Below are 25,415 nucleotides of genomic sequence, written 5' to 3' on the forward strand. Positions count from 1 at the left end.
TCGGTCTGACCGACAGGGGGACCCAAAGGAACGAAAGGCAATACGCAACGTGACGGCAGCACAGCAGACCATCCACGTGGGCGGAGAGTGGCGCGAAGCCCTGTCCGGGGCCACGCGCGAGATCATCGACCCCGTCGACGCGAGCCCGTTCGCGGTCGTGGCGGAGGGCGGCGTGCAGGACACCGACGACGCGGTCGCCGCGGCGCGGGCCGCCTTCGACGCCGGTGCCTGGCCGCGCACGCCTGTCGCCGAGCGGGCCGCCCTGCTGCGGCGGGTCGCCGACCTGCTGGAGCGCGACCGCGAGCGGATCGGCGCCCTGGAGAGCCAGGACGCGGGCAAGACGCTGGAAGAGGGCCGCGTCGACGTCGACTGCGTCCGCGACGCCTTCCTCTACTTCGCCGACCTCGTGGAGAAGGAGGACGGCGGGCGGATCGTCGACGCCGGTTCGGACGAGATCCGCAGCGTCGTCGTGCATGAGCCGGTCGGGGTCTGCGCCCTGATCACGCCGTGGAACTACCCGCTGCTCCAGGCCAGCTGGAAGATCGCGCCCGCCCTCGCCGCCGGCAACACCTTCGTGATCAAACCCAGTGAGCTCACCCCGCTGACCACCGTCGTGCTGATCGAGTTGCTGCTGGAGGCCGGACTCCCGCTCGGTGCGGCCAACATCGTGACCGGTCCCGGCGACACGGTCGGCGCCCGGCTCGCCGAGCACCCGCACGTCGACCTCGTCTCGTTCACGGGCGGCCTCGTCAGCGGTACCAAGGTCGCCAGGGCGGCCGTCGACAGCGTCAAGAAGGTCGCCCTCGAACTGGGCGGCAAGAACCCCAACGTCGTGTTCGACGACGCGTGTTCGACGCCCGAGGGCTTCGACACCGCCGTCGACCAGGCACTCAACGCCGCCTTCATCCACAGCGGTCAGGTCTGCTCCGCCGGCTCCCGCCTCATCATCGAGGAACCGCTGCGCGATCGTTTCGTCGCCGAGCTCGCCCGCCGGGCCGAACTGATCCGGCTGGGACGCGGCACCGACGAGGGCGTCGAGTGCGGCCCGCTCGTCTCCGCGGCACAGCTGGCGCGGACCGAGGCGTACGTGGCCTCCGCCCTCGCCGAGGGCGCACAGCTGCGTGCGGGCGGCGGGAAGCCCGCCGGTCCCGGCTACTTCTTCCGGCCCACGGTCCTGGACCGGTGCCACCGCGGCATGCGGGTCGTCCGCGAGGAGGTCTTCGGTCCCGTCCTCACCGTGGAGACCTTCCGCACCGAGGAGGAGGCCGTCGCCCTCGCCAACGACACCGAGTACGGCCTCGCCGGAGCGGTGTGGACCTCCGACGAACACCGCGCCCGGCGGGTCGCCGCCCTGATGCGCCACGGCACCGTCTGGATCAACGACTTCCACCCCTACCTGCCGCAGGCGGAATGGGGCGGCTTCGGGAAGTCCGGCATCGGCCGCGAACTGGGCCCCGGCGGTCTCGCCGAATACCGCGAGGCCAAGCACATCTACCAGAACCTCGCCCCGCGCCCCGTGCGCTGGTTCGCGGGCGCGACGGCGAAGGGCCAGGCATGAACGACCGGAACGACCGGAACGACCAGAACGCCGGGAACGACCGGCACGTGTACGACTACGTCGTCGTCGGCGGCGGCACCGCGGGTTCCGTGATCGCCTCCCGGCTGACCGAGGACCCCGACGTCAGCGTCGCCGTCATCGAGGGCGGCCCCAGCGACGTCGGCCGCGACGATGTCCTCACCCTGCGCCGCTGGATGGGCCTCCTCGGCGGCGAGCTGGACTACGACTACCCCACCACCGAGCAGCCCCGGGGCAACTCGCACATCCGCCACAGCCGTGCGCGGGTGCTCGGCGGCTGTTCCTCGCACAACACCCTCATCGCGTTCAAGCCGCTCCCCTCCGACTGGGACGAGTGGGCGCAGGCCGGCGCCGAGGGGTGGGACGCGGCAGCGATGGACCCCTACTTCGCCCGGCTGCGCAACAACGTCGTCCCCGTCGGTGAGGCGGACCGGAACGCCATCGCCCGGGACTTCGTCGACGCGGCACAGAGCGCGCTCGGTGTGCCGCACGTCGAGGGCTTCAACAAGGCCCCCTTCCACGAGGGCGCCGGCTTCTTCGACCTCGCCTACCACCCGGAGACCAACAAGCGGTCGTCCGCCTCGGTCGCCTACCTGCACCCGTTCCTGGACCGGCCGAACCTGCACATCGCCCTGGAGACCTGGGCGTTCCGGCTGGAGCTGGAGGGCACCCGCGCCACCGGCGTACACATCCGTACCAAGGAGGGCGCGGAGCACGTCGTACGCGCCCGGCGCGAGGTCCTGGTGTGCGCCGGTGCAGTGGACACCCCGCGCCTGCTGCTGCACTCGGGCATCGGGCCGCGCGCCGACCTGGAGAAGCTCGGCATCCCCGTCGTGCACGACCTGCCGGGCGTCGGGGAGAACCTGCTCGACCACCCCGAGTCGGTCATCGTGTGGGAGACGCACGGTCCGATCCCGGAGAACTCCGCGATGGACTCCGACGCCGGCCTGTTCGTCCGCAGGGACCCGGCGGCCGAGGGCCCGGACCTGATGTTCCACTTCTACCAGATCCCCTTCACCGACAATCCGGAGCGCCTGGGGTACGAACGCCCCGCGCACGGCGTGTCGATGACACCGAACATCCCCAAGCCGCGCAGCCGTGGCCGGCTCTACCTGACGAGCGCCGACCCCGAGGTCAAGCCCGCGCTCGACTTCCGCTACTTCACCGACGAGGACGACTACGACGGCCGGACCCTCGTGGACGGCATCCGCATCGCCCGGCAGATCGCGTCGAGCGAACCGCTGGCCGGATGGCTCAAGCGCGAGGTGTGCCCCGGGCCCGAGCTGACCTCCGACGAGGAACTCAGCGCGTACGCCCGCCAGGTCGCCCACACCGTCTACCACCCGGCCGGCACCTGCCGGATGGGAGCCGTCGACGACGAACTCGCGGTCGTCGCACCCGATCTGACGATCCGGGGCCTGACCGGCATCCGGATCGCCGACGCGTCCGTTTTCCCCACCATGACCGCCGTGAACCCCATGATCGGCGTGCTCATGGTCGGCGAGAAATGCGCCGACCTGCTGGGAGGTACCACCCGATGAACACCCCGCCGCACACCGCGAGCCCGCACACCGCGACCCCGCCGCAGGCATCCGGGGAGTCCGTCTTCTCCGTGCGCGACCTGTGGAAGGTCTTCGGCCCGAAGGCCGACCGCGTGCCCGCCGACCAGGAACTCGCCGCCCTCGACGCCGCCGAGCTGCGCGAGCGCACCGGCTGCACCGCCGCCGTCCGCGACGTCTCCTTCGACGTCCGCAAGGGCGAGGTCTTCGTCGTCATGGGCCTGTCCGGCTCGGGCAAGTCGACGCTCGTGCGCTGCCTCACCCGGCTCATCGAACCGACCTCGGGCACGATCTCCATCGACGGCGAGGACGTGCTGTCCATGGACACCGGCCGGCTCCGCGAGCTGCGCCGGCACCGGGCGGCGATGGTCTTCCAGCACTTCGGCCTGCTGCCGCACCGGACGGTGCTCGACAACATCGCCTACGGGCTGGAGATCCAGGGCGTGGGACGCGGAGAACGCCGGGACCGGGCGGCCGAGTTCGTCACCAAGGTCGGCCTGGACGGCATGGAGCACCGCAGGCCGAGCCAGTTGTCCGGCGGCCAGCAGCAGCGCGTGGGCCTTGCCCGCGCACTCGCCGTGGACCCCGAAGTCCTTCTCTTCGACGAGCCGTTCAGCGCGCTGGACCCGCTCATCCGGCGCGACATGCAGGAGGAGGTCGTACGCCTCCACCGGGAGGAGGGCCGCACGATGGTCTTCATCACGCACGACCTGAACGAGGCGCTGAAGCTCGGCGACCGCATCGCGCTGATGCGCGACGGCCGGATCGTGCAGCTCGGCACGCCGGAGGAGATCGTCGGCGCCCCCGCCGACGACTACGTCAGGGACTTCGTCCGCGACGTGCCGCGCGAGCAGGTGCTGACCGTGCGCTCGGCCATGCGCCCCGCTCTCATCGGCGAGTCCGAGGCCGGCCCCGCGCTCGCCCCGAGCGCCACCGTCCACGAGGCCATCGAGGCCGTCGCCCGGACGGGCGAGAACGCGCGGGTCGTCGAGGACGGCCGGTGCCTCGGTGTGGTCGACCACGCGGGACTGCTCGGTGTCGTCGCCGGGGTCCCGGCCGCGACGGGGAAGGCGGTGGCCTGATGTACGACCATACGACCTGGCCGCCGCCGTGCGGCACGATCGGCGCCGGCGCCGGGCGGTGGGGCCGATGACCGCCACCGTCACCCCTGTTCCCCCGGAGTCCACGGGCTCCGATGCCTCCAAGACGCCCGTGAACTCCAAGACCCCTGCGGACTCCGCGACTTCCGTGACCTCCGCGAGCGCCGGGGCCGCTACGACCACCACGCCCGCCCCGGCCTCCACCGACGCCGGACCCGGTGCGCTGCGCGCGCTCGCGCGTCACCGCGGCCGGCTGATCGGTGTCTGTACGGCCCTCGCCCTCGTCCTCGGCGCCGTACTCCTGGGCGGCGGAGGCTGGCCGACGTCGCTCGCCGTCGACCTGTCGGGACCGCTCGACCGGACCAGCGACTGGATCATCGACAACCGCGACAGCCACCCGCTGTTCCTCTACTTCCTCGGGCACGTCAGCAACATCGTGGTCGTATCCGTCCGCGCCGTGTACCTGGTGCTGCTCGCCCTCGGCTGGGCCGGCGTCACCGCCGCCGCCGGCCTGCTGGCCTGGCGCGTCGCGGGAGTCCGGCTCGCGCTGACCTCCGTCGCCGCCTTCGCCGCGTGCGGACTGCTCGGCATGTGGGTGCCCACCATGCAGACGCTCGCCCTGATGGTGGTCGCCGTCGCCGCGTCCGTACTGCTCGGAGGCCTCCTCGGACTCGCCGCCGGCCTGTCGGACCGGATGCACCGGATCCTGCGTCCGGTGCTGGACACCATGCAGGTGCTGCCGGCCTTCGCGTACCTGCTGCCCGTCGTCCTCGTCTTCGGCATCGGCGTGCCCGCGGCCGTCCTCGCGACCGTCGTCTACGCGGCTCCCCCCATGGCCCGCCTCACCGCGCTCGGCCTGCGCGACGCGGACGCCGGCGTCGTGGAGGCCGCCACCTCCCTCGGCGCCACCGGCCGGCAGCGGCTGCTGACCGCCCGGCTGCCGCTGGCCCGCAAGGAACTGCTGCTCGGCGTCAACCAGTCGATCATGATGGCGCTGGGGATGGCCGTGATCGCCTCCGTCATCGGTGCGGGCGGCCTCGGCGACCGCGTCTACCAGGCACTGGCCTCCGTCGACGTCGGCGCCGCGCTCGCCGCCGGAGTACCGATCGTGCTGCTGGCCGTCGTCCTCGACCGGGTCACCGCTGCGGCAGGTGAGCGCATCGGCGCCCCTGCGGCCCACCGGAGCGCGCTCGTCCGGAACGTCGCCGCCCTGCTGACCGCCGCGGTCGTCGTCGGCGGCCGCCTGGTCGACGGGCTCTCCTGGCCCGCCGGGTGGACCCTGGACATCGCCGAGCCCGTCAACCGTGCGGTCGACTGGATGACCGCGCACCTGTACTCCGGCGTACCGCTCGTCGGCGGCACCGCCGACTGGGCCGGCCACTTCACCACATGGGTCCTCGGCCCCCTGCGCGACGGCCTCCAATGGCTGCCCTGGTGGACGGTCCTGCTGGCCGTCGGCGCCCTCGCCCTGCTCATCGGCACCTGGCGCACCGCCGCCACCGCCGTCCTCGCGATGGCCGCGATCGGAGTCCTCGGAGTCTGGGACCCGGCGCTCGACACGCTGTCCCAGGTCCTGGCCGCCGTCGCCGTGACCCTGCTGATCGGCTTCGCCCTCGGCGTCGCCGCGGCCCGCAGCAGCCGCCTGGGACGCGCCCTGCGCCCGGTCCTCGACGTCTTCCAGACGATGCCGCAGTTCGTGTACCTCATCCCGGTCGTGGCGCTCTTCGGCGTGGGCCGCGCCCCGGCCGCCGCGGCCGCCGTGGTCTACGCGCTGCCCGCGGTCGTACGGATCACGGCCCAGGGCGTGCGCGCCGTGGACCCCGCTGCCCTGGAGTCCGCGCGCTCGCTGGGCGCCACCGGGCGCCAGCAGCTCTTCCAGGTCCAGCTGCCGCTGGCCCGGCCCTCGCTGCTGCTGGCCGTCAACCAGGGCGTGGTGCTGGTCCTCGCCGTGGTCGTCATCGGCGGCCTCGTGGGCGGCGGCGCGCTCGGCTACGACGCGGTCTTCGGACTCGCCCAGGGCGACCTCGCGACCGGTCTGGTGGCCGGCGCCGCGATCGTCTGCCTCGGCCTGATGCTCGACCGCGTCACCCAGCCCACACAGCGCCGCGACCCCGCCGGAAAGGGGGCCTGACATGGCTCGCACCACACGCTCCGCCGCACTCGCGGCGGCCGCGGCCCTCGCCCTGACGGCAATCACGGGCTGCGGCGCCGCCGACATGACCCGCCAGGCCTCCCCGTACGCCGACGCGAAGGGCTCGCGCACGGTGACGCTTTCCGTGCAGTCGTGGGTGGGCGCGCAGGCCAACGTCGCCGTCGCCCAGTACCTGCTGGAGCACGAGCTCGGCTACCGGGTGGACACCGTCCAGATCGACGAGGTCCCCGCCTGGGACGCGCTCAGCCAGGGCCGGGTGGACGCGATCCTGGAGGACTGGGGCCACCGGGAGCAGGAGAAGCGGTACATCGACGGCAAGGGGACCATCGAGAGGGGCGGCGACCTCGGGGTGACCGGCCACATCGGCTGGTTCGTGCCGACGTACTTCGCCGAGGAACACCCGGACGTCACCGACTGGAAGAACCTGAACAAGTACGCCGACCAGTTCCGCACCGCGGAGAGCGGCGGCAAGGGCCAGCTGCTGGACGGCTCCCCGTCCTACGTGACGAACGACAAGGCCCTCGTGAACAACCTGGACCTGGACTACCAGGTCGTGTTCGCGGGCTCCGAGGCGGCGCAGATCACGCAGATCAGGCAGTTCGCCAAGGAGAAGAAGCCGTTCCTGAGCTACTGGTACAAGCCCCAGTGGCTCTTCGAGAAGGTTCCGATGACGGAGGTGAAGCTGCCCGAATACAAGGAGGGCTGCGACGCCGACCCGCAGAAGGTGGCCTGCGCCTACCCGCACACCCCGCTGCAGAAGTTCCTCAACACCCGCTTCGCGGACGGCGGGGGCGACGCCGCCGCCTTCCTCAAGAAGTTCCGGTGGACGACCGAGATGCAGAACGACGTCGCCCTGATGATTGCGGACCAGAAGCTGTCCCCCCAGGAGGCCGCGGGCCGCTGGGTGAAGGAGAACGAGACCACCTGGCGGTCGTGGCTCCCGTCCTGACGCGGGAGCCGCCCGGCCACGCCGGGTGAGGGTGCCCGGAGGGACGACCCCCTCCGGGCACCGGCCTTCGGGCATCGGCCTCCGGCGGGCACGTGCCTCCGGGCACCGGCCTCCGGCGGGCAGGTACCTCCGCTCCGCGTGCGCGCGTACGCTCCGCCGAGTAGCGTCGAGAGCGAGCGTTCCGTCCACACCGTTGCGGCAGGGCCCGGCGGGGCCGCCGCCGATATCGGCGGAGGCACGAGACCCCATGCCACAGCACAGATCCCACGCGGTGACCGCCGCGGCCGCTCTGGTATGCCTGGCAGCCATCGCCACCGCACCGAGCAGCGCCGCCGCTCCACCCACCCGGCCCGCCGGTCAGCCGGGTACGCCGGCGCCGTCCCGGTTCGTGCCCGGTCCCTGCCCGCAAACGCCCGAGCCGATCGAAGCACTGAGCACCGCCCGCTGCGGCGTCCTCGAAGTCCCGGAGAACCGCTCCCGCCCCGGCAGCCGGACCATCGAGCTGGCCGTGGCGGTCATCCCTGCCGCCCATCCGGCGAAGCCGGCACAGGACCCCCTGGTGTTCATGGCGGGCGGCCCCGGTGGCGACACGTTCGACGACATCCCCTTCCTCGTCGAGTCCGGCCTGAACAAGGACCGCGAACTGATCGTCATGGCCCAGCGCGGCAACCTCTACGACCGGCCGAACCTCGCCTGCCCGGAGATCGACCGCTTCAACGAGCAGGCCGTCGGCCTGGGCTACGACGCCGAGCAGGCGGAGCAGCTCATGCTGAAGGCGGTCAAGGAGTGCCGGGACCGGCTGACGGCCGACGGCGTCGACCTCGGCGCCTACAACACCACGGAGAACGCCGCCGACTTCGCCGACCTGCGCAGCGCGCTGAAGATCCCCCGGTGGAACGTCTACGGCTACTCCTACGGCAGCGACCTGGCCCTCACCTACCTGCGCCTGCATCCCGAGGGAATCCGCGCCGTGGCGCTCGACTCGGTCACCCCTCCCCAGAGCGCGACCCTGCCGTGGGGGTGGCGGAGCGCCGCCGAGGGGATCGACAACATCTTCGACGCGTGCGCCGCACAGCCCGCCTGCAAGAGCCGGTACCCGGCCCTCCGCCGCACGCTGACGGAGCAGGTGCGCAAACTGGAGGCACAGCCACTGACGTTGAACGTCCCGCCGCCGGGCGGCGGGAAGCCGGTCAGGACCGTCCTCGACGGGGGTGCGCTGCTCAACCTGATCGTCGCCTTCACCCCCCGGCCCAAGGACCTCCCGGCGGCGCTCGACGAACTCGGCCGGGGAAACCCGCAACGCTTCGCACAGGCCCGCGCGGCCGGTTCGGTCCAGCCCGTGGGCGAGTTCGCGCACGGCCTGACGAACTCGGTGGCGTGCAGCGAGTGGGCGCCGGGATATTCGGAGGCCGACGTGCTGCAGGCGGGACGCAGGGCCTTCCCCGGCTGGCCGGACACGGTCCTGGCCCAGGTGCCGCAACTTCCCTTCCAGTACCCGGTGTGCCGGGTCTGGAACGTCCCCGACCGTGCGGCCGTCCAGCGGTGTCCGGCCACGGTCGGCTCGGTACCGGCGCTGCTCATCTCCGGCACGTTCGACGTGAAGACGGGGGCCAGCTGGGCGAAGGACGTGGCCCGCGACCTGTCCCGTTCGACCGCCGTGCAGATCCCCGGAATCGGTCACTGGGTGGTCCCGCAGTCGCCGTGCGCGCAGCACGTACTGGCCTCGTTCCTCGCCACCCCGACCGCACCCGACACCGCATGCGTGGACGGCCTCGAACCCGGACCGTTCACGATCATCCCGAAATGACCGGGAGGCCAGATGACACGCAGGCAACCGACCCGTCGCCGCCCCCGCCCCGTGCGAAGGCTGCGGGCCACGTCGGCCGGCCTGGCGACCGGCCTCCTCGTCACGGGGCTGCTCGCCGCGCCCGCCGGGGCACAGTCCCGCACCGACACCGGTCCCAGCCCCGAAGCACCGACCGGCACGGTCGCGCGGACGGTGGGCGACGCCCGCTTCGAACCGGGCCCCTGCCCGAGGACGCCGGAACCGATCGAGGCGCTCAAGGACGCCCGCTGCGGAACGCTCACCGTCCCCGAGAACCGCGCCGGACCGAACAACCGGACGATCAGACTCGGTGTCGCGATCGTGCCCGCCGCGACCGACAAGCCGAAGTCCGACCCCATCGTGTGGCTCGCGGGCGGCCCCGGTGACGACGCGGTCGGCGAGGCGCAGATGGCGATCGACGGCGGCCTGAACCGCGACCGGGACGTGATCTTCCTGTCCCAGCGCGGCACGTACTCGGCCGCCCCGAACCTCCTGTGCCCGAACATCGACGAGTTCAATGCACGCTCGGTCGGCCTCGTCTACGACGCCCCGTCCACCGAACGCCTGCACGTCGAGGCCACGAAGGCCTGCCGCGACGGGTTGGCGGCCCGCGGGATCGACCTCGGCGCGTACAACGACATCGAGAGCGCCGCCGACTACGAGGGCCTGCGCGCCGCCCTGGGCATCAAGCAGTGGAACCTGTTCGGGATCTCCTACGGCACCCACCTCGCACTGGCCTACATGCGCCTGCACCCCGAGGGGCTGCGCGCGGTGGGCATCGACGGCATCCTGCCGCCGTCCAGGGCCGGGTCGGCCGCGACCTGGAGCAGCGCCCGGCAGGGCTTCGACGGCCTGTTCAAGGCCTGCGCGCAGCAGCCGGCATGCAACAAGCGCTATCCGAATCTGCCCGCCACCTTCGACAAGCTCGTCCGTGACCTCGAAGCCAAGCCGGTCACCACCACCGTCACCCTCCCCGGCAGCGACAAACCGGTCAAGGTCGTGCTGGACGGCGGGGCCCTGGTGAACTGGATGACCTCGGCCACCCACGTCGCACCGCAGGTACCCCTCGCCCTCGACGAGCTGGCCCACGGCAAGCCGCAGCGGATCGCGCAGCAGTGGGCGGGCGGCAAACTCAGCCCGCAGGCCATCGGAAGGGTCGCGCACGGTCTCGCCTACGGAGTCTTCTGCAGCGAGTGGACCCCGTACGAAACCCAGGCGCAGGCGCTCAAGGGCGGCCAGGAAGCCTTCCCGACCTTCCCCCGCTCGGTCCAGGCCCAGGCACCGCAGCTGACCTTCCTCCGCCCGGACTGCGACGCCTGGAACATCCCCGCGGCCGACCCCTCCATCCGGGACGTCACCCGCGGCGACATCCCCACCCTCGCCCTGTCGGGCGGCTTCGACTCCCAGACCGGCGCGGACAACGGACCGTACGTCGCCAGTACGCTGAGCAGGGCCAAGGCCGTCACGGTCCCGTACGAGCCGCACGTGGTCTTCGCCACCTCGAAGTGCGCCCAGGACATCACGGCTTCGTTCTTCGACACCCCGACCGCCCCGAACACCGAATGCCTGAAGACCCTCGAGGCACCCGAATTTGAGATCGGCCCGTAAGGCCCTCCGGGAACCCGCGCCGTACATGGCTTTGCGAAACGTTGACCTGAAGTCTAGAGGGATGCCGCGCAGCCCTGACAGATCCTCCCGGGCCAATGGTTCGCAACTCCCGCTCGCCGCAGTGCCGTTGGGCCCCGCCGAAGAACATCGCCGGCTCCGCTCGGTCCACCCGGCCTCCGCCGTGGTAACGCGTTGGCACGAAATGACGTTTCGTCAGGCGTGCCTGCTGTTGCTGCTGCCGTCGGTCGCGGACCGCCCCGGCGTCGGTCCGGTGAAGGGCCGCGCGGCCCAAGTGCGGCCGCTGCCCGGCACGATGCGCAGCGCCAGGCGGTCGAGGGTCTGCACCCCGTGACCACCTGGCGCTGCGCGTCACGCGAACGGCCGGGAGCGGCACCCGCTCCCGCCGACGATCAGATCAGTGCGGTGCGCCGGCCGGTTCCTTTTCCTTGTGCTTGTTCGGGGCCGGGTGGAAGTTGCTGTTCGTCACGCAGCCGAGGTTCTGGTAGATCCTTTCGTTCGTCTGCGGGTCGCGGCCGACGAAGTGGTACTGGCAGGCCCCCTCGATGAACCTGCCTTCGATGCCGCCGGGGAAGTCGATCTCCTTGTTCCACAGGTACTGCGACTGGATGCCGGTCTGCCGCGCGGTGGCGTTGACGTCGATCCCGCCGGGGGCCTGGATCGCGTAGACCCAGCCGTCGTTACCGCCCCCCGTGGCGAACTCCTGCGCCACCCACCGCTCGCAACTGGTGCTCACGTGTGCGGCGTTCTGCTGCCCGGCGCCCCCGATGATCCACTGCGCCAGCGGGGTGAGGTCCGTGCCCCGCGGGGCGAAGCCGCTGGCGAAGATCGTTTGGGGGTCCCGCGTGTCGCCCCGCCACAGCGTGTTCACGTCGTGCCGCCAGTACCAGGCCTCCCGTACCGCGGCGAGGTCCACCTCCGGTTGGATCCCGGGGTCGGTGGTGGTCTGCGTCCACTCCGACGCGCGGTAGGCGCCGGTCGGGCCGCAGGGGCCGGTGTCACGGATCTGCTGCGGGGTACCTGGGTACGGATCCGCCGCGGCGCCGGCCGGTGAGCCGAATCCCAGTGAGACGGTGGCCAGGACGGTGGCGGAGGCGATCCGAAGTGCAGTCTTCAACACGGTTGGTACAACCTCTTCACTCGGTGCACAGGACTCGGTGTTATTAGCCGAATTTCGGACGCAATCGACCCTTGTCCGCAACCATCACCCGCTGGCATTGCGAGTCCCACCCACTCGGCGCAGGATGCCGGCCCGACGGGCAACCCGCTTCAAGGCCGGGCGGCCGTCGTGCGACCGCATGAGCCATGGAGGGATCGGGGCACGCGGGGTGGGAGGGTCGGGCCCGCGCCGCCGAGGCCCTGCGGGCCCGGCTGGAGCACGCCCGTGCTCACGGGTGGTCTCGGTGCCGGGCGACACCGACCGGGAGAACACGGCCTCGCAGCACGTCATGACGGCCGCCGGCATGCGCCCGGTCTGCGGGCGAGCCGATCGGACGGCCTGCGCGACCGGCTGACCGTCGATGCGCTTCCCTGACCTAGGTCATCGGGAGCTGCGTGGTGCTGTGCTGTCGCGCGGCTGTGCGCAGCGCTGCGACGACGGCCGCGGTCGTCGGGTTCGCGGTCTCGGTGCGGCGGGTCGCGGCGAACAGGAGGCGCAGGATCGGGTCGCCCTCGAGGGGCGACGTGCGGATTCCGGGTGCGGTGGGATCGATGGCCGTACGGGGGACGAGCGCGGTGGCGAGACCGGCCCGCGCGAGGGTGAGTTGGGCGGCGATGTCGGCGGTGACGTAGCGCGTTGTGGGTGCGAAGCCGGCTTGATGGCAGGCATGCAGGATGGCCTGGCCGCACTCCGTGGTTGCCGGCGGCGCGGCCAGGGTGTGCGTGGCCAGTTCCCGCAGGGCGACGGGCCGTCCGACGGCCCGGTCGGCCGCCGTGACGACGAGCAGTGGATCGTCGAGCAGCGGTGAGACCTCGACGCCGCGGGGCGTTGCTTCGGGCAGGTGGTGATAGCGCTGTCCCAGCACCACATCGACGGTGCCGAGCGTGAGTTCCCGTAGCTGCGCCCGGTCGGTGACCAGACAGGTCATGGTGAGCTGCGGGTGGTGTGCGTCCAGAGCGGTCAGCGCGGGAGCCACGATCCTGGCGACGGTCGACGGCAACGCGGCGAGCGTGGCGTTGGCGCCGACCGTGCCCCTGACCGCTGCGATGGCGCTCTCGGCTTCCTCCATGGCGGCGAGGATCCGGTCGGCGTGTTCGAGGAGGACGCGGCCCTCCTCCGTGAGGGCGACGGTTCGTCCGTCGGGGCGCAGCAGATCGACTCCCACGTCCTGCCGCAGTGCGGACAGCTGCTGGGAAACGGCTCCCGCGGACAGTCCCAGTGACTGGGCGGCCGCGGTGATGGAGCCGCGGGCGGCGACGGTCCGGAGCATGTGCAGACGGCGGATATCCAGCATGACTCGATAGATTACCTAAAGGGTCCCGTCAGGAATCATCTTCTTGACCTATTGAGTCGTGGTGAGCGACCGTCAGTGCATGGAAATCCTCGACTGCATCACCGCGGTTGCCCGGCCCATCCACGATTTCGGCGACGAGTTCATGTCCGACGAAGCGACCGCCGCCATCGGTCTGCGCGCCGGGTTCGCCCCGGGGCGCGGCTTCTACTGTCGCGGACGGTTCGGCGTGCTCGGCGAGGCACCGGCCCCGGTGGTCCAAGCGGCACAGGGCTTCCTCGGCCCCCGTCTGGTCACGACGGGCTGGCTGGCGGGCCGGGCCGTGATGCCGGCGGAAGAAGCTGCCGCCTGCTACGCACAAGCCGTCCGGACATGGGGAGGCGCCCACATTCCCACCGACGTGGACGTGGAGCACTTCAACCACCTGGCGCAGCAGCTGATCGACGCGGCCGACGCGGACGCGCTGCCTCTGTTCGCCGGCTGGCGCGCGCAACCCTGTCCCGAAGACGACCCGGTCGGCGCGGCCATGCAACGCGTACACGTCCTGCGGGAACACCGTGGCGCCTGCCATCTGGCGGCGGTGCGCCTGTGTGGGCTGAGCGCTCGAGAGGCCATGGTCATCAACCTCGGCGTCGAACGGGCAATCCACTACGGGTGGCAAGAGCCGCATCCCGTCGCCGCGACACAGGTCCCCCGGCGGCAGCGTGCCGAGCGGCTCACGGACGAGATGCAGGCGCCGCTCTACGCCGCACTGACCGACCGGCAACGCACCGAGTTCGCCCGCCTCATCAACGCGTTGACGGCCTCCTGCTCCCGTTGACCGAGCGGAAGCGGGGGCATGGCACGGGCCGGCAGCTGCGGCCGGTCTCGTTCGGCTGCTTGGTTCGGTTTCTCCTGCTCAGCGCAGTTGCTCGGCCAGTCCGACGATGATGCCGTCCGGGCCGCGGAGGTAGCAGAGCAGATAGCTGTCCTCGAACCGGGCGATCTCGCCGACGAGTTCGGCGCCGTGAGGGCGCAGGCGGGCAACGGTGTCCTCGATGTCGTCGACGGCGAACATGACGCGGTGCGTGCCCAGAATGTTGTGCGGCCGGTTGCGCGGCCCGTCGCTGATCACCGCGGGACTGCGGTACTTCGCCAGCTCGAGCCGGCTGTGACCGTCCGGGGTCCGGAGCATCGCGATGTCACAGCGGACGCCGTCGAGTCCGGTGCACCGGTCGGCGACGAGGCCCTCGACCCCCGCCCTGCCCTCCAGCTCCATACCGAGTTCCACGAAGAACGCGACGGCGGCATCCAAGTCCTCGACGACGATGCCGACGTTGTCCATCCGCTGAATCGCCATGCTGATTTCTCCTTCTTCCTCGTGCGGCCGGTGCCGACCGCTGATGTCCCCGGGACGGAGCCGGTGGCACGTTCTCGACATCTTCGGACCGCCGAAATCCGAAGAATCCGGATCGCGCTCAGCATGGCAACACCAGACCCCGAGAGCCGGGCGCCACGACCGGGGGGAGTGCGGCGCCGGTCCTGGGCGGCCACGACCGGCACCGGGCACGGCACCCGGTGATGCGATCAAGGCGGTGCGGAGGTGTGATGGAACAGCCCCCGCAGGCCGTCGCGCGGCCTGCGGTCTCCCGGAGAGCGCCGGTGATCCCCGTGAACGTACGCGCCCTGGCCACCGCCGTCGTCAGCGGTGCGGCCTGCGTCGCCTTCACCCTCGCCCCCGCCGCCACTCCCGCGCAGACCGTCGTCCCCGTCCCGGCCGAGCCGTGCACGTCCGGCTGGGTGTGCGGCTGGACGGGTCCCGACTACACGGGCGTGGCGAGTTTCGTCTCGCAGGACATGCCGCGATATCCGGAGACGACCGCGTACGTGGGATTCAACGGCGGTGAGTCGGTGTGGAACAGTGCCAGGACGTGGAGCCGGAACGGCCGGCTCTGGGGCCGGTGCGTCACCGTGTACAACAGCGCCGAGTACCGGGGCCGGAGTCGGACGATCCGCCCGGACCAGGGCATCGCCCGGATCCCCGCGTCGTTCGGGAACATCCATTCCAACCGGTTCCACACATGCCGGCTGACCTGACCGTCCCGAACAGGTGCTGCGACGTTCCCGACTGACGGTGCGAAATGCACGGCGCACGCGCCCACGCCGCAGGATCGCCCACTCCCACTCCCGCTCCCCGCTCGGCCCGGCCCGCTTCCAACCCGGCCACGTCCGCCTTCGCCGGGATCGCAGCGACCGTGATCCACTGCCGCAGGCTGACCTCGGGAGGGGATGCTCACTAGCATCCCATCCCATGATCACAGCAGTCGTCACCATCGCCCTGGCGTTCGTCGGCTATGGAGCCACCTACCTGAACGGCTTGCGCCTGGCGCAGCGCCAAGAACGCCTCGCTCGCTTGAACCGGCAGCTCGGCGATTTCTACGGACCGCTGTTCGCCCTCACGGAAGCCAACGGCCGCATCTTCGGCGCTTTCATGGAGCGCAACGCCCGTCCTGACGGCAGGTCGCCCTTCGTGCACGAGATACCGCCCTCCGACGAGGAGCTCGCCGAGTGGCGGTTGTGGGTCAGGGCCGTCTTCCTCCCGAACATCCAGGCGATGCGCGACCTCGTCATCAAGCACGCCGACCTCTTGAGCGAACCGGAGATGCCGCCGATTCTGCTTCAGCTGTGCGCCCACGTCTCCGGCTACGAGGTCACGGCCGCCCGGTGGGAGCAGGGGAGCTATGACCAGCACCTGTCCGTGGTGCCCTTCCCCAGCGAGGAGATCGCCGCATACGCGCGGCACGGGTTCACGGGCCTGAAGCAGGAGCAGGGCCGTTTGCTCGGGCGCCGCCAGGACGGCTGACCAGGGGAAGCGATGCCGTACGGCCCGTAATGGCGTGGCGGACCGCGGATCCGGTCGGCAGGGTGGGTGCATGAGCCATCCATCCGACCGGATCACCACCCCCCTCACTCCGGACCTCCTGCGCGGCGCCCAGGACCTGGAGCGCACCGAGCACGGGCTGCTGCCGCACCGGCTGCCCGCCCGTGCCCGGGCCCAGTGCTCCGACGGGCAGCTGGCCATGGCCGAGTCCCAGCCCTCCGGCGTGCGGCTGGCGTTCCGTACCAGGGCCACAGTCATCGAGCTGGACGCACTCCGCACGAAGATGGCCTACGACGGCGCCCCGCCCCGCCCCGACGGCCTGTACGACCTGCTGATCGACGGCCTGCCGGCCGGGCAGGCCGCCGTCGGCGGTGGCAACGTCATCCAGGTGGACATGACCACCGGCACCACGACGAACCGGCCCGGTCCGCCCGGCACCGTATGCTTCAGCGGCCTGCCCGGCCGTTCCAAGGACGTCGAGATCTGGCTGCCGCACAACGAGGTGACCCAGCTGGTCGCCCTGCGCACCGACGCCCCCGTCGAACCGCTGCCGGACGCGGGCCGCCGCAGGTGGCTGCACCACGGCAGCTCGATCAGCCAGGGCTCCGACGCCGCGAGCCCCAGCACCACCTGGCCCGCCCTGGCGGCCCGCCTCGGCGGCGTGGAGCTGACCAATATGGGCCTCAGCGGCAGCGCGCTGCTCGACCCGTTCACGGCCCGCGCGCTGCGCGACACCCCCGCCGACCTGATCAGCCTCAAGATCGGCATCAACCTCGTCAACCTCGACCTGATGCGCCTGCGGGCCTTCGGCCCCGCGGTGCACGGCTTCCTCGACACCGTGCGCGAGGGCCACCCCGCCGCCCCGCTGCTCGTCGTCTCGCCCGTCCTGTGCCCCATCCACGAGGACACCCCCGGCCCCAGCGCGCCGGATTTCAGCACGCTCGGCGAGGGGCGGCTGCGGTTCCGGGCGGAGGGCGACCCCGCCGAACGGGCCTTCGGCAAGCTGACCCTGGGCGTCATCCGCGAGGAGCTGGCCCGGATCGTGCGGCAGCGCGCGGCCGACGACCCGAACCTGCACCTCCTCGACGGCCGCGCCCTCTACGGCGAGCGGGACGCGGCGGAGCTGCCGCTGCCCGACGCCCTCCACCCGGACGCGGCCACGCACCGCCGTATGGGCGAACGCTTCGCGGCCCACGCCTTCGCCGCGGACGGCCCGTTCGCCGCGAGCCCGGCCTGATCCGGGAACGTGACCGCCCCGCCCGGCCCCTCGGGGCCGGGCGGGGCCCTTCCTCCTCCTGCGTGGGCAGCGGACGTCTCCCGCACCGCACCGTGCCTCCGCGGCCCGGTGGGGAGCCGCGACGTCCGAGCAGCCCGTGGGACGGGGTGTTCTCAGAGGTTGCCGAGGTCCGAACTCACCCACCGCTGCGGGCGCATGTGGATCACGACCTGCTCCCCGTGCTCCTTCCAGGCGAAGTCGACGTAGCCCTCGACCTTCTCCGCCGGCAGGTATCGGGCGGAGAGCTCCACCAGCTGCTCGCGCGTGGCGGGCACGGTGGAGATGACCGGTCCCTCGACCGACACGTACCGGATCGTGGGCTCCAGACGGTCCACCATCAGGGTGAACCGGCCTGCTGCCCGGATCAGATCGGCCTTGCGGGAGTCCCGTCCGGTCATGATCCAGATGCCGCCGCCGGGTGCGTACTGGTACCAGATGGGGACCGCGAGCGGCGCACGGTCACCTTCCGCTCCCGCGTTCACCGCGAACGCGGCGACGTGGGGCTCGGCGAGGAACTGCTCACGTTCGGTACGGGACAGGGCCACGGCACACTCCTTCGTCAGGCGAATCCCCCTGAAGGGATCCCTTCCCCCAAGAACCCTGTCCCGCTCACGCACTCACTCCCCGCCCGGCCCGGAATCGCTCGGCAAAGCCGGCCGGGTCAGCCCGGGCTCCGGCAGCAGGCGGAGCGACCTCGTTGGTGGGATGGGACACGGGGCGTTCGGCGCAGCCGTGGCCGCCGCCGAACAGCCCATGGAGCGGCGTGGGCACGCCTTCGTGCAGGCCACCCTGAGCCTGTGGGAGGACCCCATTCCGGCCGAGATCCTGCGCTCCATCGTCCTCACCGCCGCCCAGGAACCGGTCGCCCTGCAACGCTTGCGGCAGTTGTTCTCCGAACTCGTACTGTCCGGCGTCTCCCACAGCCTGCCCGACACCGAACGCAACCTGCGGGCCAGCCTCATCGCCACCCAGATCGTCGGCATGGTCATGAACCGCTACATCTGGCAGGTGGGCATCATCACCACGCTCCCCGCCGACGCCGTCGCCGACCTCCTCGCCCCCACCCTCCGGCACTACCTCTCCGACCCCCTGCCCACCAGCCTCGGCGCCGGGCGGCCCCTCAGGCCCGCGGACCAGGAGCGTGCCTTCAAGCACGGGTGACCGGAAGTCGGCCGAGACCGTGGCGACCCGGGACCTCGAACCCCTCCAAGCATCGAGCATCCGTCCGCCGTCCGGGCGAATCTGTCAGGAACGGGCCCCATCCATCGTCGTGGGCGAGACCCTGGTGACCGTCCTCGGCAACCTGGTCGACGACCCCGACCCCCGGGTTCACCCCGAGGCGCCGAAGTCACCGCGTTCCCCGTCGCATCCATCCCGCGCACGACCCATGGGCCCCGCACGACAACTCACAGGTGCCATTCCAGCACCTCACCATGGCCGCATGCGTGAGCAGTACCTCGACCCCGGACAAGGAGTCCTGCCCCTGTGACCCGCACACCCGACGTCGACACCCCCGACGTTGTGACCCTCGCTTCCCTCGACACGCACCGTCTGATCGTCACCCTTCCGAACCAGGGCCCCGCCGACGTCCGCTCGAACCTCCCGCGCGCCACCGCCGCCACCATGCTGCGCCGCCTCGCCGACGAGCTCGACGCCGAGGAGGTCCTCGCCGCCCTGCCCGGGGAAGCGTTCGCCACCCTCGCCCAGCAGCTCACCCGCCGCCACCGCCCCGCCGAGGCCGCCCGGCACGCTGCCGACGCCCTCGCCCACCACACCCGCGAACTCGCCGACATGCTCGCCGCCGCGCTCGACCGAGGCATCCCCGCCGAAGCCCCGTCGGCCGGCCGGTACCTGGTTTCGTTGCTGCGTACACACGCCGTCAACCTCGGCAGCCCGCCCCGGACCGCCCTCCACGACGTGCTCGACCTCGCCGCCGCCCGCCGCGCCCGCCTCACCCGCCGGACGCAGCGATGAGCAGCGACACCACCGCTACCGCTACCGCGACCGCCGTCGCCGCGCCCCCTGCCCGTGCGGGCCGCTCGCCGGCGACTCCTGAGGGTCAGGACCGGTCGGGTCCGAGAAGGCGTTCCGGGGGTCCGGCGAAGGAGAGGAACAGGCTCGACCCCTCCGGCGAGCCGCAGCCCCACCCCGCCGACGACGCGCTCGCGCGTCTCTACCGCCTGGCGGTGCACGGCTGACCGAGTCCGGCTCCTGGCAGCGGCGAAAGCCTCTTTTCGTCCTCTTGACGATATGGGTGCAGCTCGTTATCGTCGCATTGACGAAATGAAGGGGGTTCCGCCATGGCCGACATCACCCGGCGCTTCGGCTGGCGTCATCTGCGCTCCGCGCCCACCGCCCACATCCGCCACCACAACCGCGGCCGACTCGTTCACGACGGTCGGGGGCTCAGTTTCTGGTACCGGTCGCTGTCGGCGGCGCTCTCCGAAGTGCCGGTCGACGACCGGGAGCTGGCCATGGCGTTCCACGCCCGTACGTCCGACTTCCAGGACGTCGCCGTGCAGGCCACCGTCACCTACCGGATCAGCAACCCGGCCGAAGCCGCCGACCGACTCGACTTCTCCGTCGACCCGGACACCGGGAGCTGGCGCGGCGCCCCCCTCGAACAGATCGCCACTCTCCTCACCGAGACCGCACAGCAGCACACCCTGGACGTCCTGGCCCGGACTCCGCTGGCCGTCGCCCTGGTGGACGGCGTCGCCTCCGTGCGGGGGAGCGTCGCCGCCGGTCTCGCCGCCGAACCCAGGCTCCCGGCCACCGGCATCGATGTGGTGACCGTGCGGGTCGTGGCGATCCGCCCCGAGGCCGAGGTGGAGCGCGCCCTGCGCACCCCGGCCCGCGAGCAGATCCAGCAGGAGGCGGACCGTGCCACCTACGAACGGCGGGCCGTCGCCGTCGAGCGTGAGCGTGCCATCGCCGAGAACGAGCTGGCCAGTCAGATCGAACTGGCCAGGCGCGAGGAGCAGCTGATCGACCAGCGCGGTACCAACGCCCGCCGCGAGGCCGAGGAGAAGGCGGCGGCGGACGGCATACGGACCGAGACCGAGGCGGCCCGCAAGGTCCGCCTGGCCCGCGCCGACGCCGAGGCGGCGCGCGAGACGGGCGCGGCGCGCGCCGAGGTCCAGGCCGCCTGGCTGCGCGTGCACGACGAAGCCGCCCCGGGCACACTGCACGCCCTGGCGGCGACCCGGCTGGCGGAGAACCTGCCGCGGATCGAGAGCGTCACTCTCTCTCCCGACGTCCTTACCGGGCTCCTCACCAGGCTCGGACGTCCGGAAGGAGGCGCGGGCGCGTGAGCCTGGCCCCGCGGGCCGTGCTCGTGCACCGCAGGACCGAGTACGAAGAACTGCTCGCCCGGCACGGGACGCACGGGCAGGCCGCGTTCTTCCTCTCCAGCCGGGGCCGGTCGATCGACGAGGTGGTCCGCCGCCACGACCGCACGCGGCAGGCGCTGCGGGAGGTGGCGGCGGCGGTGCCGCTCACCTGGCGCAGCTCCCGGGTGGAGCGGGCGGACCTGGACCGCTTCCTGTTCGCCCCGGAGGACGTGGTGGTCGTGGTCGGCCAGGACGGCCTGGTCGCCAACACCGCGAAGTATCTGAGCGGACAGCCGGTGGTGGGCATCGACACCGATCCGGGGCGCAACCCGGGGGTCCTGGTCCGTCACCGCTGCGCCGACACGGCCGCCCTGCTGCGTGCGGCGACCGCCGCGGGGGGCCGGGCGGAGGAGCTGACCATGGTCGAGGCCGTCGCCGACGACACCCAGCGCCTTCTCGCGCTGAACGAGATCTACTTGGGCTCGCCCGGTCACCAGACCGCCCGCTACCGCCTGGGTTCCGACGGCGAGGAGGGCCCGGGCGAGGCCCAGGCATCCTCCGGGGTGCTGGTGGGCACCGGCACGGGCGCCACCGGCTGGCTGCGTTCCGTGTGGCTGGAGCGCGGCAGCCGCGCGGGGCTCCCCGCACCCTGCGACCGGCGGCTCGTGTGGTTCGTGCGCGAGGCCTGGCCCTCGCCCACGACCGGCACGACGAAGGTCGCCGGTGAGCTGGGAAGGGGGCAGAGGCTGCAGCTGACCGTGGAGTCGGACCGGATCGTGGTCTTCGGCGACGGAATGGAGAGCGACGCCCTGGAGCTGACCTGGGGCCAGAGCGTACGGCTGGGCATCGCGGGAACCTCGCTGCACCTGGTGACGTGAGCGCCGGGCCCCGCGTGCGGGTGCGGTCGGCGCGGGTAGCCGAGTACCCGACCGTCGGGAGCATGCTCGACGACCGGCGGCCGCTGCACGAGGGCGGTGCCGAAGCGGAAGTCAAGCCGCCCGGCCGGGGCCCCCGCGGCGGGTGGGCGCACGCGGGCGGGCGGAGGGCAGACGGCGCCGCCGCCGGAGTTCCCGGCCGCCGACACGCTCCCGCCGTGGGCCTGGACGAGCCTGCGGACGCAGCAGGGTCTCCTGCGGATGGTGCTGAGCGGGGTGCGCAGCTCGCGCGCGACTTCCACGACACCGAGGTCGACGTGGGCCGGGATCCGCCCCAGGAGCTCTGGGCATGGACTGCCCAGGTCACCCCCGCCGACGCAACCGCATCTGCTGCGCCGGACACCGAAGGTGAAAACGGCACGCCAGGGGGTCCGATCGAAGCCTCGCAGGGCAGTACTGTCGCGTAGCACGCCTGGCCGGACCGCAGCGCGGACAGCCTCGATCACCATCCGCGGTGCCTCACCCTCGGGGCCGACCGGCTCAGCCCTCCCCTACGCGCCGGGTCAGGTCGAGAACTCACCAGCCATGGGGGCTTGGTCGCCGAGCGGGGCCGTTAAGCGCGGCCGCCAGCCGTCCTCCGTCAGCACGACGAGCTGGACCGCGGCCGCGCGGGTGCGCAGAGGCAGCAGGCGGCCGACCGCCGTGCGGACGTGGGCAGAGACTGTCGGGTCGTCCGCACCTCGTCCTGACCCGTCAGCGCCGATTCCGGCACGAACGGGTAGAGGAGCGAAACGTGCGCCGGTACCCCATGGCGCACCAGGGCCGGGTCGATACGCCATGCCGCATCGAGGAGCGGGGCAGCATCAGGCAGAAACAATGACGACGGCAGTGGTCCCTGGCTCTGGCACACCGTCATCATCGCAGGCCGGGCACAGGACCCGACACCGTCGGACCGGGGTCGCGGGGCGGATGGGGGGACTGGCTCAGGCTCCGTGGGGTGGAGGTGGCGGGGAAGCCCTGTGCCTGCGTCAGAGCGACTGGAGCCAGGTGAGCAGCCAGGTGATCAGGGTGGCGCCCGCGGCACCGGCGGCGCCCAGCAGCGCATGGAGCAGCAGTCGGTGCAAAAGCCGGTTGAACCGTTGCCGTCGGTGCGGGCGGTTCCGTGAGACGGGTTGTGGTGCCTTTCGCTCCCCGGCGCCGTCGTCGAGCAGTTCCATGTGTCTGTGTCTCCTGCCTGGGTAGTGCTTCGAGCCGCTCGTCTCATCTTGGGTGAGCCAGGACTTCGGACGGCGGGGTCGGCTGTTGCCGCTGCAGATGGCACCGCTTCGCCAGGGGCCGGGTGTTGCCGTCTGCGGCGGCAACACGTGCAGCGGCCGCGCTCGGGTCCCAGCCGGGATACTGGACGTTCGATCAGATCGGCAGCATCTGTGGCGAGGTTGTTGAAACATGGAGCGCACGGCACAAACCGCTCGTCTGTCACCTCTGAAGGAAGGCCTTCCGCCTGAGAAGCGGGTCTTTGCCGAGGACCTCCGCGGCGTGTTCCTCGCGCTGGGTGTCAGCGTCCGCCGCTATGCGGCACGCCGGCACATGGACCCCAGCACGGTTACCCGCTATCTGGGCGGAGAGCGCGTTCCCCCGTGGGACTTCGTTGCCGGGGTGCTTGCCGACCTGCGCGAGGCGGACTCGCCGGTCACGTTCGAAGCCGAGACGGGTCTGCGCTCCCTGCACCGGGAGGCGCTGAAGTGTCACCGGAGCGACAGCGAGAAGCAGACTCTGCAGGATCGGCTGGCCGAGGCGGATGAAGAGACCCGCCGCATACGCACCCGCCAGCGTGCCTTGGAAGAAGCGCTGATGGACCGCACCCAGCGCCTGGCCGAGGCCCACGGGCGCTGTCGACAGCTCCAAGTGGACCTTGAAGGCCAGCGGATCGCCCGCCGGAGTGACCTCCAGCTGTGGCAGGGAGAGTTCGACGAGCTCGAGAACGAGTGTCGCGACCTCGAGCAGCAGGTGGGCTACCTCCGGGAGGCACTGGCCGTCGCCCGCGCGGAATTGATCGCGGCCGAGGAGCAGTGCCATCACCTGGAGGCCCAGCTGGAGCAGGCACAGGATCTGGAGACGGCGCCCGTCGGCCGGATCTCGTTGATGGCCGTACTGGAAGAGACCGACCGCAGCGCCTCGGTAGCAGAGTTGATCACGGTCGTCGCCGATCTCGAGTCACGGACCCAGCGGGCGATGGCGAGCGAACTGGTGGCCTCGGTCAGCCGTTCCCGGGAGGTCCAGGAGGTCGCCGTGCTACTGGCGGGCCTGCAGAACGCAGGCTTGCACGCACATGCCGAGGCTGCCTTGCCCGCGCTGGTCATGACGCGTTCGGTGGAGGAGACCTGCGCGCTGATCGTGAACCTGTACCACGCGGGCCTGGACGAACACCTGGTCCAGTTACTTCGTGCCTCGGTGCAGCTGCACACCCCGCGCGACATAGCCGTACTTGTCCGTAGCCTGCACGCGAGCGGCTTGCGCGAGCAGGCCGTGACGCTCCTCGGCGCCGCCTGTGCGACCCGGCCGCTACCGGACGTGGTGCCCATGCTCACCTGGCTGGCCGGCACAGGGCTGGACGGGACGGTCGCCTCGGCCATAGACGCGGTCGCCGTTGAACGCACGGTGCACGACATCGTGACCCTGAGCTGCTCCCTGACCGAGGCGGGTATGCACCCCGTCAAGAGTGCGCTGCACACTGCGGCGGCGACTCGTCGGTCCGCGTACGACGTCGCCGCACTGGCTGAGGCCCTCTCACGTGCAGGGTTGCACCGCGATGCCGAGAGTGTGTTCAGCGCGACGCAGAACCAGACGATCGAGCATCTGCTGGCTCTCGTCTCGGCCCTGCAGGCCATGGACAAACATCACGTTGCGACCGCCGTCGTCAACCATGCCATCGTCTCCCGCCCAACAGCCGACACCCAGGTGCTGATCACGGACATGCACGCCATGGGCCGTCACCAGCAGGCTTCGGAAGCACTGATCACCGCCTTGCAGAGCGCGCCTCCCGCGGACCTCTCGCAGCTCTTGGACGGCTTGGACCGCGCCCACCCCGGCGCGACGGTCCTCCTGGAAAGGGCAGCCCGGACCGCCGGCTACAAGGAAGCCGCAGCAGTGGTCGCCGGTCTGGAGAGGAACGGGCTGGCGGAGCACGCACGGACTGTCTTCACGTGCACCGTGCGTGGCAGGCCCACCGGCCATGCAGCCTGGTTCCTGATCCACCTGAACCAGGCCGGGTCCGCGTTCACCGGCAGCCCCTTCCTCGTGGCGCAGGCGCAGAGCGGTGCGCCCGCAGGAATGGCGCCGCTTCTGCTCGCCCTCGGAGCTGCAGGGCTGCACGAGGAGCTGACCTGTCTGCTGCAGGCGCTGGCGTACCGGGACGCGGAGGAGATCGTGCTTCTCCTGAAGCAGCTGGAACGGCTCGGTGGCGCCACCGGCGCGGAGCGCGAGGCAGTGGGCAACCACATCATGACCACGACTGCGGCGGCCAGGGAGGTGCCATATCAGGTTGTACTGGTGTTGGCGCTGGAGGCGGCCGGCCTCTCCGGCAATGCGGCCGCGCTGGTTTCGGCAGCCACCGCAAGTAAGGGCCGGAGCTTCACCGATGCCTTGCGCAAGGAACGCTTCAAGCATCACCAGAGAGTGTTCTCCCGAGCGTTCTGGCAGCGTACGGAGCCCCACGTCGAATGAACGAGCGGGTCCGTGCAGCACACCGCGCAGGCGGCGACTGCTTCATGGCCGGGCGCACCCGTTCGGACGCCGTCGGGTGCCGGTGAGGAGGGAGGGCCAAAGAACGCCGATG

22 protein-coding genes are annotated in these 25,415 nt (G+C 71.5%); 16 read left to right on the forward strand and 6 right to left on the reverse strand.

Annotated elements, in window-relative coordinates; translation table 11 throughout:
* Positions 1-49 precede the first annotated feature (49 nt).
* The 7 genes from IE257_RS08430 (at position 50) to IE257_RS08460 (ending at position 10,769) form a co-directional block, all read left to right on the forward strand.
* Positions 50-1,558, forward strand: a complete 1,509-nt coding sequence (locus tag IE257_RS08430) for an aldehyde dehydrogenase family protein (RefSeq protein ID WP_189966355.1) — start codon at positions 50-52, stop codon at positions 1,556-1,558.
* Positions 1,555-3,117, forward strand: coding sequence for a GMC family oxidoreductase (locus tag IE257_RS08435; protein WP_189966357.1), 1,563 nt, complete (start codon positions 1,555-1,557; stop codon positions 3,115-3,117). The genes IE257_RS08430 and IE257_RS08435 overlap by 4 nt, the downstream gene beginning before the upstream one ends.
* Positions 3,114-4,217 (forward strand): quaternary amine ABC transporter ATP-binding protein, encoded by a 1,104-nt coding sequence (locus IE257_RS08440; RefSeq protein WP_229920213.1) that lies wholly within the window; start codon positions 3,114-3,116, stop codon positions 4,215-4,217. Before IE257_RS08435 ends, IE257_RS08440 begins: the two co-directional genes overlap by 4 nt.
* 67 nt (positions 4,218-4,284) lie before the next feature.
* Complete coding sequence (locus IE257_RS08445; RefSeq protein ID WP_229920214.1) at positions 4,285-6,366, forward strand: ABC transporter permease; 2,082 nt, start codon at positions 4,285-4,287, stop codon at positions 6,364-6,366.
* A 1-nt stretch (position 6,367) separates the two neighbouring features.
* Entirely contained in the window at positions 6,368-7,336 is a 969-nt protein-coding gene (locus IE257_RS08450) for an ABC transporter substrate-binding protein (protein WP_189966359.1), read from the forward strand.
* A 247-nt stretch (positions 7,337-7,583) separates the two neighbouring features.
* Positions 7,584-9,143, forward strand: a complete 1,560-nt coding sequence (locus tag IE257_RS08455; RefSeq protein WP_189966361.1) for an alpha/beta fold hydrolase — start codon at positions 7,584-7,586, stop codon at positions 9,141-9,143.
* 12 nt (positions 9,144-9,155) lie between these two features.
* Positions 9,156-10,769: an alpha/beta fold hydrolase gene (locus IE257_RS08460; RefSeq protein ID WP_189966363.1), complete on the forward strand. Its 1,614-nt coding sequence runs from the start codon at positions 9,156-9,158 to the stop codon at positions 10,767-10,769.
* A 213-nt stretch (positions 10,770-10,982) separates the two neighbouring features.
* On the opposite strand, the gene IE257_RS38875 is transcribed toward IE257_RS08460, so the two are convergent.
* The 3 genes from IE257_RS38875 to IE257_RS08470 all read right to left on the reverse strand — a co-directional run bounded on the left by IE257_RS38875 (position 10,983) and on the right by IE257_RS08470 (position 13,240).
* Positions 10,983-11,114: a hypothetical protein gene (locus IE257_RS38875; RefSeq protein WP_268251389.1), complete on the reverse strand. Its 132-nt coding sequence runs from the start codon at positions 11,112-11,114 to the stop codon at positions 10,983-10,985.
* 70 nt (positions 11,115-11,184) lie between these two features.
* On the reverse strand, positions 11,185-11,907 hold the full coding sequence (locus IE257_RS08465) for a scabin-related ADP-ribosyltransferase (protein WP_189966365.1): 723 nt from the start codon (positions 11,905-11,907) through the stop codon (positions 11,185-11,187).
* Positions 11,908-12,322: 415 nt separating this feature from the next.
* Entirely contained in the window at positions 12,323-13,240 is a 918-nt protein-coding gene (locus tag IE257_RS08470) for a LysR family transcriptional regulator (protein WP_189966367.1), read from the reverse strand.
* 79 nt (positions 13,241-13,319) lie between these two features.
* Here IE257_RS08470 and IE257_RS08475 point away from each other — a divergent pair, with 79 nt between their 5' ends.
* Positions 13,320-14,057, forward strand: coding sequence for an SCO6745 family protein (locus IE257_RS08475; RefSeq protein ID WP_189966369.1), 738 nt, complete (start codon positions 13,320-13,322; stop codon positions 14,055-14,057).
* 78 nt (positions 14,058-14,135) lie between these two features.
* Here IE257_RS08475 and IE257_RS08480 read toward each other — a convergent pair whose 3' ends face one another.
* Complete coding sequence (locus IE257_RS08480; RefSeq protein WP_189966371.1) at positions 14,136-14,576, reverse strand: VOC family protein; 441 nt, start codon at positions 14,574-14,576, stop codon at positions 14,136-14,138.
* 311 nt (positions 14,577-14,887) lie between these two features.
* Between IE257_RS08480 and IE257_RS08485 the strand changes: the two genes are divergently transcribed.
* From IE257_RS08485 to IE257_RS08495, 3 genes are all read left to right on the forward strand, one after another.
* Positions 14,888-15,313 (forward strand): peptidase inhibitor family I36 protein, encoded by a 426-nt coding sequence (locus IE257_RS08485; RefSeq protein WP_189966373.1) that lies wholly within the window; start codon positions 14,888-14,890, stop codon positions 15,311-15,313.
* 214 nt (positions 15,314-15,527) lie between these two features.
* Positions 15,528-16,079: a hypothetical protein gene (locus tag IE257_RS08490; RefSeq protein ID WP_189966375.1), complete on the forward strand. Its 552-nt coding sequence runs from the start codon at positions 15,528-15,530 to the stop codon at positions 16,077-16,079.
* Positions 16,080-16,149: 70 nt separating this feature from the next.
* The gene (locus IE257_RS08495; RefSeq protein ID WP_189966377.1) at positions 16,150-17,334 is read left to right on the forward strand and encodes a GDSL-type esterase/lipase family protein; all 1,185 of its coding nucleotides are present in this window, start codon (positions 16,150-16,152) and stop codon (positions 17,332-17,334) included.
* A gap of 152 nt (positions 17,335-17,486) precedes the next feature.
* Here the strand turns inward: IE257_RS08495 and IE257_RS08500 are convergent, their stop codons facing one another.
* Positions 17,487-17,918 carry a pyridoxamine 5'-phosphate oxidase family protein gene (locus IE257_RS08500; RefSeq protein ID WP_189966378.1) on the reverse strand — a complete coding sequence of 144 codons (432 nt, stop codon included), beginning with the start codon at positions 17,916-17,918 and terminating at the stop codon, positions 17,487-17,489.
* Positions 17,919-18,078: 160 nt separating this feature from the next.
* Between IE257_RS08500 and IE257_RS08505 the strand changes: the two genes are divergently transcribed.
* The 4 genes from IE257_RS08505 to IE257_RS08520 all read left to right on the forward strand — a co-directional run bounded on the left by IE257_RS08505 (position 18,079) and on the right by IE257_RS08520 (position 21,583).
* Complete coding sequence (locus IE257_RS08505; protein WP_189966380.1) at positions 18,079-18,534, forward strand: TetR/AcrR family transcriptional regulator; 456 nt, start codon at positions 18,079-18,081, stop codon at positions 18,532-18,534.
* 324 nt (positions 18,535-18,858) lie between these two features.
* Entirely contained in the window at positions 18,859-19,347 is a 489-nt protein-coding gene (locus IE257_RS08510) for a hypothetical protein (protein ID WP_189966381.1), read from the forward strand.
* Between the two features lie 326 nt (positions 19,348-19,673).
* Entirely contained in the window at positions 19,674-20,687 is a 1,014-nt protein-coding gene (locus IE257_RS08515; protein ID WP_189966383.1) for an SPFH domain-containing protein, read from the forward strand.
* Positions 20,684-21,583 carry a hypothetical protein gene (locus tag IE257_RS08520; RefSeq protein WP_189966385.1) on the forward strand — a complete coding sequence of 300 codons (900 nt, stop codon included), beginning with the start codon at positions 20,684-20,686 and terminating at the stop codon, positions 21,581-21,583. Before IE257_RS08515 ends, IE257_RS08520 begins: the two co-directional genes overlap by 4 nt.
* Positions 21,584-22,608: 1,025 nt before the next feature.
* Here IE257_RS08520 and IE257_RS08525 read toward each other — a convergent pair.
* The gene (locus tag IE257_RS08525) at positions 22,609-22,797 is read right to left on the reverse strand and encodes a hypothetical protein (RefSeq protein WP_189966387.1); all 189 of its coding nucleotides are present in this window, start codon (positions 22,795-22,797) and stop codon (positions 22,609-22,611) included.
* 229 nt (positions 22,798-23,026) lie between these two features.
* Between IE257_RS08525 and IE257_RS08530 the strand changes: the two genes are divergently transcribed.
* Positions 23,027-25,303 (forward strand): coiled-coil domain-containing protein, encoded by a 2,277-nt coding sequence (locus IE257_RS08530; protein ID WP_189966389.1) that lies wholly within the window; start codon positions 23,027-23,029, stop codon positions 25,301-25,303.
* The last annotated feature ends 112 nt before the right edge of the window (positions 25,304-25,415 follow it).

The sequence above is a fragment of the Streptomyces avidinii genome (assembly GCF_014650695.1).
Taxonomy (GTDB): Bacteria; Actinomycetota; Actinomycetes; order Streptomycetales; family Streptomycetaceae; genus Streptomyces; species Streptomyces avidinii.

Coding starts and splice junctions, on each gene's coding strand:
- IE257_RS08435 (WP_189966357.1), top strand. CDS start 1,555: ATGAACGACCGGAACGACCGGAACGACCAGAACGCCGGGAACGACCGG.
- IE257_RS08440 (WP_229920213.1), top strand. CDS start 3,114: ATGAACACCCCGCCGCACACCGCGAGCCCGCACACCGCGACCCCGCCG.
- IE257_RS08445 (WP_229920214.1), top strand. CDS start 4,285: ATGACCGCCACCGTCACCCCTGTTCCCCCGGAGTCCACGGGCTCCGAT.
- IE257_RS08450 (WP_189966359.1), top strand. CDS start 6,368: ATGGCTCGCACCACACGCTCCGCCGCACTCGCGGCGGCCGCGGCCCTC.
- IE257_RS08455 (WP_189966361.1), top strand. CDS start 7,584: ATGCCACAGCACAGATCCCACGCGGTGACCGCCGCGGCCGCTCTGGTA.
- IE257_RS08460 (WP_189966363.1), top strand. CDS start 9,156: ATGACACGCAGGCAACCGACCCGTCGCCGCCCCCGCCCCGTGCGAAGG.
- IE257_RS08470 (WP_189966367.1), bottom strand. CDS start 13,240: ATGCTGGATATCCGCCGTCTGCACATGCTCCGGACCGTCGCCGCCCGC.
- IE257_RS08475 (WP_189966369.1), top strand. CDS start 13,320: ATGGAAATCCTCGACTGCATCACCGCGGTTGCCCGGCCCATCCACGAT.
- IE257_RS08480 (WP_189966371.1), bottom strand. CDS start 14,576: ATGGCGATTCAGCGGATGGACAACGTCGGCATCGTCGTCGAGGACTTG.
- IE257_RS08490 (WP_189966375.1), top strand. CDS start 15,528: ATGATCACAGCAGTCGTCACCATCGCCCTGGCGTTCGTCGGCTATGGA.
- IE257_RS08495 (WP_189966377.1), top strand. CDS start 16,150: ATGAGCCATCCATCCGACCGGATCACCACCCCCCTCACTCCGGACCTC.
- IE257_RS08505 (WP_189966380.1), top strand. CDS start 18,079: ATGGGACACGGGGCGTTCGGCGCAGCCGTGGCCGCCGCCGAACAGCCC.
- IE257_RS08515 (WP_189966383.1), top strand. CDS start 19,674: ATGGCCGACATCACCCGGCGCTTCGGCTGGCGTCATCTGCGCTCCGCG.
- IE257_RS08525 (WP_189966387.1), bottom strand. CDS start 22,797: ATGGAACTGCTCGACGACGGCGCCGGGGAGCGAAAGGCACCACAACCC.
- IE257_RS08530 (WP_189966389.1), top strand. CDS start 23,027: ATGGAGCGCACGGCACAAACCGCTCGTCTGTCACCTCTGAAGGAAGGC.